Consider the following 14301-nt stretch of genomic DNA (forward strand, 5'->3'; position numbering starts at 1 on the left):
GCTCAATAATTTCAATCCTCACGACCGGCACCCTCTTATGTACCAGACTCGAACAATAAAGCCTGGACATATTTTTAACACACCGTCCATGTATGATTGCAATATGCAGATGAGTGCTGACCCTGGTAAGCAAAAATGTGCTGGCCCGAAGTAGGCGCACGAGTAAATATATGGTGTATGAAAATACGGCTTCTCAAAAGCAAATGTTTGCCAACGCATTGCAACACCAGTTAACACAGGCACAAGCTCTTTTTTGTTGGTCAAAAGTTGGTATTAATCGGATGGGTATAAAGTGAACAATTCAGTTGAGCCTTTTGTCCTGCCAAACCCGGTAAATATGGCCGAATCCCAGCATGGCCCTATAGACGAGATCAACGACACGATGGATGTCCGCGGGCTTGTCTCGAAGCTCTGGCGTGGCAAGTGGATCATCGCGATCTGCCTGCTGATCGCCTATGTGATCGCTTATCTATCAAATTCCCAAATCGTCCCGACATACAGGGCGGAAGCCTTGGTGATGTTCGACATTGAAAGAAGTAATGTCATCGAAAGTATCCTGAACGAAGAAGGGTTTGATAGGGCTGGACTAGAAGATCAGATGCTCATCCTGTCTTCGACCAACCTGATCACAAGGGTGGTTGATCAACTCAATCTGGACCAGGATCCGGAATTCAACCCAGCTTTGCGTGAAGAAGCACCAAGCCTTATGGAGCGCGCTGGAAGCTATTTCACGCTGCCACCCGAAATCGTCGACATCATGGAGAGCCTCGGTGTCATTGCACCGCCTCCACCTCCAGTTACCGATACCGAAGCCCGGCGACTCGCGTGGGAAGAACGGCTGCGCCAAGTGATTGTTCGCAACGTGTTGTATGGCCTAGAACTGAACCCCGTGGGTAATTCCAATGTACTCGGTATTTCATTCATCTCGACCAACCGGAACACTGCCGCCAATGTCGCCAATGCCATTGCAAACCAGTACATCGTCGACCAGCTTGAAGCCAAATTGGAGGCGACACAAGCCGCGACAAACTGGCTTAGCGTTCGGGTAGATGAATTGCGAGATGATGTGAAAACAGCGGAAGACAGGGTCGAAGCCGCTCGTGCTGAACTCGCCGAAGAACAGGGTCAGAGCCTCGAAATTACCCAACAACAACTGGCGAACCTTAACGCGTCTCTGCACCAGGCGCGAAGCGACAGCGCACGCCTGCTGGCAGATTATAGCAGGTTGAGCAGCGCTTTGAACAACCCGGATAGTTTGGATACGGTTTCGGAATTCCGGGCATCGCCCGCAATCTCACAAATCAGGCAGCAGGAAACCGAAATCGCTGCCCGTGTGGCAACGCTGAGCGCCTCCGTGTCACAAGACAATCCGTCTTTAGTGATTGCCAAGCGGCAGCTCGAAGAGGTCCGCGAACAGGTCCGCGGACAGGTTCTCGAAGAGGCCAGAAAGATTGTTGCCGCCGTCCAAAACGACCGGATCGCCGCACAGGAGCGGGAAGCGGCATTGATTGCACAAGTGCGCGAACTCGAGCAGAGAGCTTTCGCTCAAGCGGCAGGCGAGGTCGCGTTGCGCCAACTTGAGCGCGAAGCCCAGGCCAGTCGTGGTCTCTACCAGAATTTCCTTAGCCGCTTGCAGGAGGCCGACGTGCAGGAAGACCTGCAATCAGCAGATGCCCGCATCTTGTCACCTGCAGAAATCCCTCTCCGCGCAGAATTGCAACAGCAGCGGCGTACAATGCTACTGACAATGATTTTGGGTGGAGTTGTCGGTGTGGGAATCATCTTCTTGTTAGACTTCCTGAACAATACGTTCCGCTCGCCCGCACAGTTAGAGGAAATGTCTGGCATGACAGTTTTAGGCACTCTGCCCTCGATCGGCTCGCGAATGAAACGTCAAACTATTCTGGAAAATCTGCGGACCAAGCCAAATTCCGCACTAGCAGAATCCGTCCGAAACCTCAGGACCAGTATCCTCCTCTCGAATGTGGACAATCCGCCCAAAGTGGTCATGTTCACCTCCAGCGTTCCGCGGGAGGGTAAAACCACAAGCGCGATGCTGATGGCAATGACCAGCCGTCAGATGGGTAAATCCGCGATTATCGTCGATTGCGACCTGCGTATGCCGTCCCTCGCGGATATGCTTAAAGACATTGGCAAACAACCCGGATTGCTGTCAGTCATCGACGGAACAGCCTCGGTTAATGACGCGATCTACGAGGAACCTGCCTCGGGCGTACATGTGCTCATGACCCGCGCCAGAGAGCGGAAGACTTCGATCAATGCCGCCGACGTGCTATCTTCGCAACGCTTTGTTTACCTGATCAAGGCTCTGAGTGAAGCCTATGATCTGGTGATCCTCGACACGCCACCAGCGCTAGTGGTAACCGACGCGCGAATTCTTTCACAATTGGCGGATGCGGTCGTTTACGCGGTACGTTGGGACAAAACCCCACGCGACGCTGTACTGGAAGGCCTGAAGGAACTGCGGTCCGTAGGTGCCCCCATTTCAGGTCTTGTAATGACGTTGATCAACGAGGCGCGCGCCACGAAATATTCCTATGAGGGATACAATTACTACAAAGGTAAATATCGAGACTATTACATCTCATGACACTGCCGGGCGCTCATCTTATGGTCAAGACTTGTAGCCACAACATAACGATGGCGACAACCCAGGTTTGTTGAACCGCTGTGAATACGTCTTCTATGTAGACCTACAGTTCGAGGTAGAAGTCTTTCTTCTCACCTACAATTTGAGAGAACAGGATACCTGCCGATGCGCTAGGGCGTTTTCTATCTGGTCGCCATCTTGGACTGGCACACCTGCAAGGTGATGGCTGTCCTAAACTGACAGCGCACATGATCGATGCAGGCGCGGCGACGCGCGGGGCTTAGAAGTAGTGGGATGGTCCGCCCCTTTCCAGAGAACGGCCGAACCGGCCATCTTTTCATTGGAACAATTCTGGAGGAAAGGATCATGTCAGAGTTTGCAGCCGTCGGGATCGATCTCGGTAAGAACGTGTTTCACGTTGTGGCGATGGACGTCTAAGGCCACCTCGTGAAGCAACGAAAGTACACAAGGCCACAGCTATTCGCCTTGTTTCGATTTCTGCCACCTTGTTTGGTCGGCATGGAAGCACTGTGCCAGTGCCCACTACATCGGTCGTACGCTGACAGAAATGGGCCATGACGCGCGTCTGATGCCGGCGCAATATGTGAAACCATATCTCAGAACTCAGAAGAACGACTTCCTCGATGCCGAAGCAATCTGCGAGGCTGTCCAACGACCAACAATGCGGTTCGTTCCGATCAAAACACGAGAGCAATTGGAATTGCAGGCTGTTCATCGTGTTCGGGATCGTTTCGTCGGTCGTTGCACTGAGGTTAGTAACCAAATCCGGGGCCCGTTGGTTGAGCATGGGATCACGATGCGCCAGGGGCGAGGCGGATTGAAGGGCGTGGTTCAGGAGCTTTTGGCTGAAGAGAACATGGCGATATCGCCAGCCATGCGCACTCTGATCTCAGGTCTTTGGGCAAAATGGCCGTCGACAGATGTAGCCGTTCGTAATCTCACTCAAGAATTAGAGGGTCTCGCTATGAAAGATCGGGCGTGCCAACGCCTGATGACGGTTCCGGGTGTCGGGCCGTTGGTCGCCACAGCCATGATCGCAGCTGTCGCAAACGGGTCAGCTTTTAGAAGAGGGGGGGGACTTTTCAGCTTGGATCGGGTTAGTGCCCCGGCAGATGTCAACCGGCGACAAGATCAGATTGGGCAGTATCACCAAGCGTGGGAACAGTTACTTGCGCCGAATGTTCATCCATGACGCGCGGAGCTTCAAATTGAACGGGAACCGTTCGTCGCATCGGATCGGTGGTCGGCTCGATGATCTCGAACAAAGAGTACATAAGAATGTTGCCACCGTAGCGTTAGCAAACAAGCTGGCGAGAATTGCCCGGTCTTCACGTCTCGCGCCTACACCAAGCTCGTTCGCAGCTACGGTTTGAAACAGGAGTTCATCACACCCCACTGTCCGCAGCAAAACGGCATGATGGAACGCTTGATCCGATCATTGAAAGAGCAATGCGTGCATCGCCATCGCTTCGAAAGACTGGCGCATGCGAGCCGCGTGATTGCCGACTGGATCCAGTTCTATAATCACAAACGACCGCATCAGGCTCTTGCTATGCGCACGCCAACGAGGCATTCAAATTAGCAGCTTAACCTGAGCGGATTCCGCTGGGTCGATACATGTCCGTCGTCAGGGGTTTGGGGACAGAGGGCGGCCTGAGCTAAGAGAGGATCTAGCCCATCTGGTTGGCCTGCTCATTCGGAAGCGTCTCTGTTATGGCTCTCTATTCCAAATTGTCTTCCGTAGATTTCATCATATTGTTGTTCGCTAATATCCGCGTCCCTTCGCACAATCCAGGTATCGTCTTTTACCAGCGCATATAGGGGAACTGGTTTGTATCCAAAGGATTTCTTGTTTGTAAAAGCACCCCTAAGCCCATTCAGAACTGAGAGATCCAGCTGCAACGACAGTTGTTTTCCAATGCTGAGCATATCGAAATAAACGGCCTTCGATATGTAGTTGTCATCCTTTTTCACTGAGCCACCAAAGTAGTGGATCATCTCCTGGGAATTGTAGACGATCGTATAGACAGCCACGATGGCTCCGTCATGCGTTACCTGGCGAATAAGCAAGTTCTCATGTTCAGCGAAGTACTCGAAAATCTCACCCAACAAGTGCTCGGCGTTGTACCACGCTGAAACCTTGCCGCGCTGTGAGAAGTAGCGGCAATGTGCATCCATTACATCAGAAAACTTTGGCTTGAAGTCTTCGTGTGAAACGGTTTCGAACTCGTAGTTCTCCATGTGTCTGAGAACTCGCCTGTAAGACCAACGCTTCTTTGCGGAGAGAGAAGCTAGAAACGTTTCCTGATCGTAGTCTTGCACATTACCTAAGTGCCATTCCGGCTCAAAAGGAACATCGAAAACTCTATGTTCAACATTCAAATCTGTGAAGTAGTCCCTATTTATTGGTAATATCCGAAATGCGTAGTCCCGTTTATTGAGATAACTCAGAACTTTATTTATCAATGCTGGATTGTCGGGTAAGGTGTTACTCCAATTGTGTCGAGTGCCCCCGTAGAAGGTCACCAAGTTATCCTTCAATACCAATGGGATGAGGTCATTGTTTTCACGGAAGAAAAGGTATTCATCTGGTTCATAATGCTTGTTTAAAATTGCTTTATAGCGATAGCTATCAAGGATCGAGTTACTCAAACCAGATAGTGCAGCCTCACAATCGGATCGTTTTGTTAAAAGCTCCATCTACTTTTCCAAAAAATAGGAGCACGCGATCGATACTTCCGGGAACTTATTAGCGGCTTCCTCAGGCATTCATAAATGCTCTGCTCCAGTTCAAGTGCATTCAGCTGACTAACTGAAAATAGTTTCATGATAAACTTGTAGAGGGTACAGCGCGATACCTCATCTTATTTACTGGCACCTGCCAGATGTCAGATCGCGTGACCATACTTGTACATATCGATCATGATCGGTGGGATCCCCCAATCGTGTGCGCCAACCTTATCGTGAACCTCTTCCACATCAGCCCGGAGAATGCCTTCGATTCTTTCAGGGAATCTGCCTTTAGGAGGAATGAAATCGTGTTGGTACATGGCGCCCAGTTGGTTCATGACGTTCCTTGAAATGGCGGCCTCACGGTCCATTTCCCTAATTACTTCGCGATCAGGTGCGAACCACTCAAACCGCTCGTCGACTTCATTTTCAAGTATCTGGTCGACAACGAGTTTCGAGATGACGGGAGCCATGTGAAAGCCATCACGGTTGGTGCCGCTGATGATCGACAGGTTGGGGACCTGTGTCTTTCCAAGAAGCGGATATGTGTCCTGCGCGATGGGACGAGAGCCCACGTTCGTCCGGACCACCTCGGCCCGGTAGAAGTGACGATTGATCTGTTCCATCGCACTGCGCATCAAGCCTTCCAATGCGTACAATCGGACCGTGTTATGCGGTTTCGGCATCATAATACTGGTCGCGCCGATAATGATGTGGTCCTTGGGCTCATTTGGCCCGAGAAAGTAGGGGACCGTATAAATGCCGCATGCGAAACCTCTATTCACCGTTCGAATGCACTTGGAGTGCGGGTAATCGCTGCTCTTGATCTCCATGGACGAGCCAACATTGTGGAATACCGGCTGAACGTTTAGTGGGACGTCGGGGCTGGCTCCCAGGATATCCGAAATGGTAGCACCTACCGCGAGGACAAAGTAGTCTGCGGATAACATATCGCCGTTACCGAGCTTTGCGTCGATTACAGATGACTTGTCGCCGACAAGTTGCTCTACCGTTGAGTTGATGAACTGGACGCGGGGATGTCTGTTCAGGATAGCTTCCAGTTTCTCCAGCATCAGGCGTGGATTGAACCAGCCCTCATTATGAATCAAGATCGCCTGGGTCGCACGATAGCGTTCCTCAGGGTAATAATTCGGGATCGACTTCGGATCGACGTATTCATACTGCTCGTTGAAGTCGTCGAGCGCCGAGATCATGGCGGCGAAATTCAGGTCATCAACTTCGCTCATTGCGGTGTTGTTGACGACATAAGTGCCTTGGCCGAAACAGCCGCCTCTGAAGACTTCACACTTCGAGCAGCCATACGGGATATCGTTGCCCGCGGCCTCGATCAGTTCTTTCTCGAACTCGGGCCACATGCGCGTCGCCCAATGGCTGAGTTCAAATCGATACAGATCTTTCTCGGAATCCAGCGCGCCGACTTCTATCTCGGCGAACGAATTCTGCATCGCTGCTGCGGGCAGAGTAGCCGAATATTGCCGGGCTTCCGGAGCGACGATGACAATGCTGTCATTGGAACCCATCTGTTGGGTGAGCCTGAAGGCCGTAGACAGGCCTAGAATTCCATTACCCGCAACCAAATAGCGCATTGTAACTCCCTATAAAAACGCCGGAAATCAGAGCAATTGCCTGCCGGTTGTGAATTCAATGCAGCCTCAATTTACTATGCCGAAATGTACGGCTCACTCGCTACAGTCACACTCGGAAAATTAGACTTCTCTTGTGGCACCGACCCGACAGTATTAGGACTTTTCTAAGGCTGTCTAGCTCTATTTCTCTAGATCGCTGAATTAGGTTTCCTCTAAAAGGGCGCTAAGGACAGATCCTCTCAAATGCGCCCGCGCCACTCTAGCCAAGTTATTCTAATAAGACCTTTCAGTCCGAGAAACGTTCCCGAAGTCGTTCGACAAACGCTACAAGCATTTCATCCTCACTTTCCTGCTCCTTGGAGAGCTGCTCGAATAGCATGCCCCGTGTTTCGAGCGCCCAACCGATTTCCTCCTCGCCATACGCTATTCCCCAACGATCGCTAGCTGGTCTGTTGGTAAATTCGTTGTGTAATGCTTTGTCCGGCTGCGGAACCACAACCGGAATGCAACCACACATCGCCGCGTATGTCAGGTATTGCGTAAACGGATCATGGCTGTAGAGAACCTTTGTTTTGTTGAAAACTTCGGCCTTTTCTTCATGAGTCAAGTCATCAACGAGGATAGCATCGTCGTCTTCGGGGACTTCCGAGAGACCAGTGTGACGACCCTTCCGGATCAGCCGGCAGGTGCCGGAGCGGTTAGAAAGCTTACGATCAAAATACACGTCGCTCCGGAGCCAAGTGACCCTGAGATGGTTCTCCTGGTCAAGTCCAGCTACACCTTCTGCGAACCCAGGATTATAGAAATACATAAGTTCATTGGGACCGAAGCGAATCTCTGGACGAAAGAACCCTGGTTTGTGGAGGAGCCAGCGCACGACACGCTTGCTTCTCAGTGGGTTACCATCAACAGTTTCGGAATAAACGACGATTGCCTCTTTAAGTATTTTCTTGTCGGCTATTGGGGTCACAAAGTCGGGATTAACGCGAAAGTTTTTCTGAGCAGCGAAAGGTGCTGTCTTGTTGCGGCGCCATGTTTTCAACCTAGTGCGGAGCTCAAATTTTGGGAATGAGGGATACTGATACTGCATTGCTTTGGGATAGACGTACGCGTCTTCGCCCATGTGGTTAAGGCGATCCACGAGCCTATGAAGCACAATGGGCCCCCCTCTTGTTTCGCTGAAGGGGTTTGCATACACGACGATTGGGCGTTCAATTCTGCTCATATTGTGCGCCTCTTCCGGTCGGCAGGTCGATCTGAAATGACGGCAGCATCAATTGAAAGACCATCCAGATAGTTTCTGATTTCGGCTGCTGGGAACTGTATCATGTAATCAAAGCCAAACATTCTTCTCACGAGCGCAAACTGTCCATATACCGATGATCAGGCGGTCGCAAATCATGTGAATTTCAGCTCCAATTCTCTCCTTCTAGTGGGGGGCCGGCAACCAAGCTCGCGTGCGAAGCATCGATTGCCGCGCGTGAATTTTAAAGACCTAATGATTTACTATGTCACTCAAGGTTGTCTGTTTTAAAGAGGGCGACGTGAATCTTCGCTTAGCTTCCTCCATGCAAGAGCAATTTTTGCATTTCGTTTCGGATTTGCTCGTCAGTTAATTGTGCGACGTCTGCGTGAGTAGGAAAGTTGACCAATCGATTGTAGATATCTTGGGAGCGCGGCGTCGCTGCGAGCGGTTTGTAGTATTTCGCTAATACGATTGACTGTGAATTGTCGGTTCTTTCCGGTGCAATCTCTTGATTTGCCAGAAGAGGCCAACTCGTTGCGATCGCCCAGCCATCGAACGGAAGGAGGGGGCTGAGTCCCACGTTTTCGGCAATCTCGATTACCCGTTGGGCCTGTTCATGGTAAAGCGGCGCCCAATCGTGAAAACGTTCGAGACGGTCAAGGTGGAAAGCACAGGAAATGTCCGAAAGCTTGCCATTATTGAGCCAGCAGGCGGGTTGAGATGGCACTGAGCCATAGACGAGAAGTGAGCGTAACTCCTCGTATTCGTGCAGCGGGACAAGAGCCAGACCGCCTTCTCCGACCCCGTAGGGTTTGGTGTGATGCAGACTGAAACACTGCCACGGCCAGTCAGGAACCTGCGTATTCAATCCAGCCGCATTATCGATCAAAAGTGCCTTTCCCGATTGCTTTGCAAAATCAATGTGCGGCTGAAAGTTGCGGCAGACGCCATGTGGGTTTGTAACGATCACGCCGTCATAAGAGTTGACATCGACGTTCTCTAAAGCCGTCAGGTCGAGTAGCCCAGTTTCATCACAGTCGAGAAAGGAGACATCAGAAAAATACCCACGAGCCAAATTACTGAAACTGAACGACGACGCCAACCAACGAAGTCGACGCCCATTCTTCAATTCATGAAGGCGTGCCATCGCTTCCAAAGCAATTCCGCCGTTGCTGCATGGGAAGAGCGCGCGATCCGGCGGCAGATCCATGTGTTCTCGGTATGCTTCAATCAACTGGTGGAATAACGGACCCTCGTTGGCCCATTGGTTTCTTTTTTGGCAACCCGCCAGCAACACGGAAATGCGCTCGAGATTCGGCGTCTTGCTTTCGATGAACGATACTCTTGGCTTCGGTTCCTGGACTGAGGCAGTGTGAATCCCGGCCACTGGTGTGGAATGAACCCGTTTTGTGTCTTTCTTCAATCGCCCATCAGGTCTGATGCTTTCTCGTCGGCCTGCGGATGTCATTGGCTCACTCCGAAATACTTGTAAATTGAAACCTTCTAGGCACTCGCGTCGCCGACAAATACCGTAGATCAATTAGTATCCATTGAACCAACACTTGCCAGAAAAAAAATTGAAAAGTCCGGCACCCAAGCAAACTGGGACCGTCAAGTTTTGGCGCAGAATGAAACGAAGCGCCCCGGCATTCCTGCAGCCTCAGTAGTCAATTGTGGATACACCGCAGCATTGTTCTTGGTTGGTCAACTTTCGCGGCGACGCGCTTCCTGGACTGACGGACGCTTACAGGCAGCGCAAAGCCAAGATGAATTGGGTCTGTATCCGAGCTTCAACGAACCTAGTCTGGGTGCTACCGCTGCGCATCAACGAAATTGCTCTTAGACAATGGCAACTAAATCTCCAGCAATCTAGCAAGGCGCCTTGAAAGCCAGGGGGGAGGATCGTGTTCATGATGCGCGAAACCAACCGCAATCGCACTGCAAAGTAGAGCGCTGGCACCAGACCTTGAAGAACCAACCTCGATTGGAAAGTAGTATCTTCCGGTCGTTCTTGAGCCACGACTAGTGACTTCGTCAGCCAATACAGCAACTGGTACCACGAGAGCCCGACCAACCTGAACCCATTGACGTCTAGTTCGATCGGGCGACCCAATCTCAGACACGGAACGGAAAAAAGGAAACAGACAATTCTGAGACGCCGCTTGCTGCACCGGCAGAACGCAGCATAGATTGAAACAACAGCGATTCAGATCGTCAAATACTTATCACACACTATGGTCGTCATCATTTGATGGCGGACAGCTGGCGCGTTTAAAGATTTGTTAGTTGAAATAAGGACACTTAAGTTGAACAATGATGTTCTTGCCGTTATGCAGCCATATGTTTTCCCTTACATTGGCTATTTTAACTTAATGAAGTGTGCTTCACATTTTGTGCTGTACGATGACGTTAACTTCATTATGCGAGGTTGGGTAAATCGGAATAGAATACTGAGTAATGGAAACCCTGTTACCTTTTCTATTCCACTATCAAAAAGTAGTCAAAATTCGATCATTAACGAAGTAAACGTCGCAAATTTAGACAACTTCAAAAGAAAATTTGGAAGAACATTGGAACACTCCTACGCTAAGGCAAAGTATTATGATGTTGGCATGGAGTATGTCGACAGAGTTCTTGGCAGTAAAAAAGGCACAATAAGTGGGATGGCAAAATTATCGATAACTTGCGCAGCTGATATGTTGGGGATTGATTGCAAGATACATGAGTCATCAAAAGATTTTTCTGATACTAAAGGAATGGAGCGTAGCGAAAGGTTAATTTGTATTGCTAAAAGACTGAAATGTAACTCATATGTGAACGCCGCAGGCGGAAGTTCTTTGTATGATAAAGGGCATTTCAAAGAACATGGAATAGAACTAAAATTCATTAATCCTAATTTTGTTCGCTATAAGCAGGTTGGTTCAAAAGAGTTTGTTCCTGCCCTGTCAGTGATAGATTTGATAATGAACCAATCGATCGACGAAATTAGAAGTCATCTAAAAAGTTATGAGTTAACTTGATCAGGGCGATGCGTCATCTGCGTCCGAAATTTTCAAGGAAATGGCCCGGCCCCAGGGGGCTAAACAAGGGGTAGTCTGCTCGATCACAATAAGCACTAGCTTTGCACCTGATAGATCAGGAACGGGCAACTTCCCTTATCAACTACCGTCAACCCAAAATACCTACCGCTACGCCTGGCGATTAGCGTTCAAAAAAAGCTCGACTAAAGTGGTGATAGCTATGAAACTCATACTCAAATATCAGGCCATCATCGGATTTACTAAATATGTAAAAACCCCCCTCTTCTAGTCGGGGTTTGTTGGGGCACTTATTGTTAATAAACATTTCACATTCAATAACGTTATTATGACCTGATACAATCGTATTCACTCCATCTTCAACATCCAAGTTTTGGTAAAACTCGGTAAGTTGCTGTGTTCTAATATGAGGTTTTTCAGTATAAGGTCCCTTATGGAGGAGTCTTCTGTGCTGTGAGTCAAATCCTCCGAATGCCAACTCCGCTGTTTGCCTTGCTCGACACGAGACTGATGAAATAACATTGCCTATTGGTAAGCCGACATATTTAATGTGTTCGCCAATGGCTTTTGCTTGTACCTTGCCGCGCTCGTTCAAACAAACAGCGTCGCCAAAATAATCATTTTCAGCATACCGGCTCTCATCTAAACCATTTTGATGTACATCACTTTCCAGAGCGTCGTACATCTGAACGTCTAACCATTTATCACGCTCAGCGTGACGAAAATGCAAGATGTAACCTCCATTCAAAATTTCTTTGGCCCAGTAGATGTCCATCTCTGAGGCGTCGTAATTTACATCTGCGGAGTTGACATCACTAGTTTGTGGACCAAAAGCACTCTTAATCTTTTTTCTTTTTTCATACAGATAGACAGCTGAGGCCGACACCACTATGGCCAAAGACAAAATGGCTAATATTACTAATACGCTTCGGATCGTTTTAGACATCTCAACTTTACACTATATACAAATTTTTGTCCTCATGCATGGCCTATTTACGCAAGAGGCAAGTGGCAAATGATACTACGCCGGATTATTCAAGCACTGGGTGCCCATCTGAGGTTAGGATTTATAACCAGAACATGATGTTAGCGGTCAAGGACATGGTGGCAGGATGACCTTCGGGCACCCGCCGCAAATGCTCACGGCGCTGCTGGTCTCTGAGATGGTTGAAGTTGTTTTGATTCAGAAAGTTTAGCGAGACGGTATGCAGGTTATGCCCTCCTATCTTTAAGGTTTTTTTACGATACCAGCCAGCATCATATCCCAGCCTCGCCGGCGTGAACTTCAGAGCAGTTAGTCACGCAGCCAACAGACCAATTTATCGGTGGACCGCTTACGCCAATTACTCAAACTTTAAAGCTTGAGGCATGCGAATGGCCAAGCTCATCTGTTCGCAATTTCGGATAACGCCCGTCTCAGTTTTAACTTCCAATACTGAGCATTCAAAGATAATGAATTGGAAATGCGATCTACCCGAGTGACCGGGGCGGAAAAACCTTTTGGTGTCACGGACTCAATCAAATCAACCCAAGATGATAAGGATTGTTGCGGCGTATAATGCGATAAGACCGTCTTACGCGCGGCTTTTCCTAAGACCTCACGCATAGATTTGTTCTGTATCAGTTGAATAAGTGACGCTTCCCATTTGTCCGCTTCAGCCAACAGTCCGTTTTCGGAATGGCGTATAACAGATTTGTGCGGCGATGTTGGAGTAGCAATACTAACCACCTCACACGCTCCTGCTTCAATAAATTTCAACTCACTTTTGGCTTGGCAAAACGCTTGCTCTATCTCAAGTGGGATTAAGTTAATATCTATACCTTCAAAGATATGCGGGTATTGCGCATATGGTTTGAGATCCTCACGGATTACTCTTTCACCAAACGCTTCAAATTCTGCGGATATTTCAAGCGGGCCTACAATGAGCAACTTTGTTTGTGGTAGTTTTCTCAAAACCTGTAAAAGTGCGTTTTGGATAACAGCAAAATTTGCGTCGTGGCTTTTGGAACCCGGCAAGTACGCTAGGGTTACACTTTCGTTCTTTCTTTTTTGCCTTTTCGTCACGACCTTAGAGCTAAGTTGCAAATACATCTTGCTCAACGTATTTTTGACAACTGTTGTTTGTGGGTGAATCAAAGCAGCATGATCAGCCAGAAATTGCGTGGACACGCTAACATGGTCGCAGGCGCTCATCGCCATTGAAAATGGCTGAGAACCCGTACGATATTGTTTGGCTTTATGCCCTTGCGCCAAATAGGCGCTGCCTTCCTCGTTAAATATTAAATCATCTGTATCATAAATTAGCGATTTCGCGCGCGCGCGCGCAGCTTTAATGAAGGCCCGCGAATAATCATCATATGGGACCCGATGCAGAATGATCGCTTTATCTGCAAGCGGCCGGGTATGGTAAATTGTATCCACTGAGACACGATATCCTGCTGTACGCAGTGCTTCTGCCGGTTGTATACACCGCAGTTGTGTCGTCCCGTGGGGCTTAATAGGGTACTTGCTAACAAATTGAATATCCATGGAGTTATGTAACCTATTTTTGGGGGGGTGGGGATCAAATAAAAGTTCAACGGCCTAGGCTCAGGACTCATTGATTTCCGAGCGGTTACGTTATTCACGGCTCGAACGCGAGTAGTGAGCATGTCTGAAGTTTCCTGGTTATCCAACGCCAAGAAGGCGCGTCTTGAACGGTATTATCTTTATCAACCGCAATGGGTTGCGATGGCGAGATGCACGAAGGGAATATGGCCCTCACAAGACCTTGTGCAACCGTTGGAAGTGATGGAGTGACAAGCGCATCTTAGTCCAGATGATGGCCGGCATGGTCGCAGATCACAGCGAGGAAAAGACAGTGATGATTGATGCAGCCTACTGAAGGCACACCGAACAGCGTCCAGTTTAGGCGCTGGGAAAGTCAGACGATGAAATGGTTCTGTGTCAAGTCTGACAGCGTCGTGTCTTCCAGAGTCAGCGTATTACCTAGGCCGCCATCAAATTTGGTATCTTCGATAAGAAGGTTATCGGCTTCCCGAACGTCT

At 49.2% G+C, this 14301-nt stretch carries 11 protein-coding genes and 2 pseudogenes; 7 read left to right on the top strand and 6 right to left on the bottom strand.

Annotated elements, in window-relative coordinates:
• Positions 1 to 292: 292 nt before the first annotated feature.
• The 5 genes and pseudogenes from GOX63_RS23385 (at position 293) to GOX63_RS24210 (ending at position 4214) form a co-directional block, all read left to right on the top strand.
• On the top strand, positions 293 to 2611 hold the full coding sequence (locus tag GOX63_RS23385) for a GumC family protein (RefSeq protein ID WP_170329112.1): 2319 nt from the start codon (positions 293 to 295) through the stop codon (positions 2609 to 2611).
• A gap of 294 nt (positions 2612 to 2905) precedes the next feature.
• Positions 2906 to 3049, top strand: coding sequence for a hypothetical protein (locus GOX63_RS23705; RefSeq protein ID WP_217356286.1), 144 nt, complete (start codon positions 2906 to 2908; stop codon positions 3047 to 3049).
• Between the two features lie 103 nt (positions 3050 to 3152).
• Positions 3153 to 3824: pseudogene (locus GOX63_RS23710) on the top strand (IS110 family transposase); the annotation flags it as partial.
• Positions 3745 to 4005, top strand: coding sequence for a hypothetical protein (locus GOX63_RS24205; RefSeq protein WP_367646769.1), 261 nt, complete (start codon positions 3745 to 3747; stop codon positions 4003 to 4005). The pseudogene GOX63_RS23710 and the gene GOX63_RS24205, both read left to right, overlap by 80 nt.
• Positions 4002 to 4214, top strand: coding sequence for an integrase core domain-containing protein (locus GOX63_RS24210; RefSeq protein ID WP_367646768.1), 213 nt, complete (start codon positions 4002 to 4004; stop codon positions 4212 to 4214). Before GOX63_RS24205 ends, GOX63_RS24210 begins: the two co-directional genes overlap by 4 nt.
• A gap of 110 nt (positions 4215 to 4324) precedes the next feature.
• Here GOX63_RS24210 and GOX63_RS23400 read toward each other — a convergent pair whose 3' ends face one another.
• The 4 genes from GOX63_RS23400 to GOX63_RS23415 form a co-directional block, all read right to left on the bottom strand.
• Positions 4325 to 5332, bottom strand: coding sequence for a hypothetical protein (locus tag GOX63_RS23400; RefSeq protein ID WP_170329111.1), 1008 nt, complete (start codon positions 5330 to 5332; stop codon positions 4325 to 4327).
• Positions 5333 to 5520: 188 nt separating this feature from the next.
• Positions 5521 to 6969, bottom strand: coding sequence for an NAD(P)/FAD-dependent oxidoreductase (locus GOX63_RS23405; protein ID WP_170329109.1), 1449 nt, complete (start codon positions 6967 to 6969; stop codon positions 5521 to 5523).
• Positions 6970 to 7255: 286 nt separating this feature from the next.
• The gene (locus GOX63_RS23410; protein ID WP_170547335.1) at positions 7256 to 8194 is read right to left on the bottom strand and encodes a hypothetical protein; all 939 of its coding nucleotides are present in this window, start codon (positions 8192 to 8194) and stop codon (positions 7256 to 7258) included.
• A 331-nt stretch (positions 8195 to 8525) separates the two neighbouring features.
• Entirely contained in the window at positions 8526 to 9683 is a 1158-nt protein-coding gene (locus GOX63_RS23415) for a DegT/DnrJ/EryC1/StrS family aminotransferase (protein ID WP_170547338.1), read from the bottom strand.
• Positions 9684 to 10521: 838 nt separating this feature from the next.
• On the opposite strand from GOX63_RS23415, the gene GOX63_RS23420 reads away from it, so the two are divergent.
• Positions 10522 to 11235: a WbqC family protein gene (locus tag GOX63_RS23420; protein ID WP_170329104.1), complete on the top strand. Its 714-nt coding sequence runs from the start codon at positions 10522 to 10524 to the stop codon at positions 11233 to 11235.
• Positions 11236 to 11416: 181 nt separating this feature from the next.
• On the opposite strand, the gene GOX63_RS23425 is transcribed toward GOX63_RS23420, so the two are convergent.
• Positions 11417 to 12199: a histidine phosphatase family protein gene (locus GOX63_RS23425; RefSeq protein WP_170547341.1), complete on the bottom strand. Its 783-nt coding sequence runs from the start codon at positions 12197 to 12199 to the stop codon at positions 11417 to 11419.
• 438 nt (positions 12200 to 12637) lie between these two features.
• Positions 12638 to 13783 (bottom strand): glycosyltransferase family 4 protein, encoded by a 1146-nt coding sequence (locus tag GOX63_RS23430; protein WP_170329101.1) that lies wholly within the window; start codon positions 13781 to 13783, stop codon positions 12638 to 12640.
• Between the two features lie 154 nt (positions 13784 to 13937).
• On the opposite strand from GOX63_RS23430, the pseudogene GOX63_RS23435 reads away from it, so the two are divergent.
• Positions 13938 to 14176, top strand: a pseudogene (locus GOX63_RS23435) (transposase); the annotation flags it as partial.
• Positions 14177 to 14301: the final 125 nt, after the last annotated feature.

Origin of the sequence: Ruegeria arenilitoris (assembly GCF_013031355.1) — a bacterium.
GTDB classification, from domain to species: domain Bacteria; phylum Pseudomonadota; class Alphaproteobacteria; order Rhodobacterales; family Rhodobacteraceae; genus Ruegeria; species Ruegeria arenilitoris_C.

Bases quoted from the DNA above. Each gene is read 5' to 3' on its own strand.
- GOX63_RS23705 (WP_217356286.1), top strand. From the start codon at position 2,906: ATGGTCCGCCCCTTTCCAGAGAACGGCCGAACCGGCCATCTTTTCATT.
- GOX63_RS24205 (WP_367646769.1), top strand. From the start codon at position 3,745: ATGTCAACCGGCGACAAGATCAGATTGGGCAGTATCACCAAGCGTGGG.
- GOX63_RS23400 (WP_170329111.1), bottom strand. From the start codon at position 5,332: ATGGAGCTTTTAACAAAACGATCCGATTGTGAGGCTGCACTATCTGGT.
- GOX63_RS23405 (WP_170329109.1), bottom strand. From the start codon at position 6,969: ATGCGCTATTTGGTTGCGGGTAATGGAATTCTAGGCCTGTCTACGGCC.
- GOX63_RS23410 (WP_170547335.1), bottom strand. From the start codon at position 8,194: ATGAGCAGAATTGAACGCCCAATCGTCGTGTATGCAAACCCCTTCAGC.
- GOX63_RS23415 (WP_170547338.1), bottom strand. From the start codon at position 9,683: ATGACATCCGCAGGCCGACGAGAAAGCATCAGACCTGATGGGCGATTG.
- GOX63_RS23425 (WP_170547341.1), bottom strand. From the start codon at position 12,199: ATGTCTAAAACGATCCGAAGCGTATTAGTAATATTAGCCATTTTGTCT.
- GOX63_RS23430 (WP_170329101.1), bottom strand. From the start codon at position 13,783: ATGGATATTCAATTTGTTAGCAAGTACCCTATTAAGCCCCACGGGACG.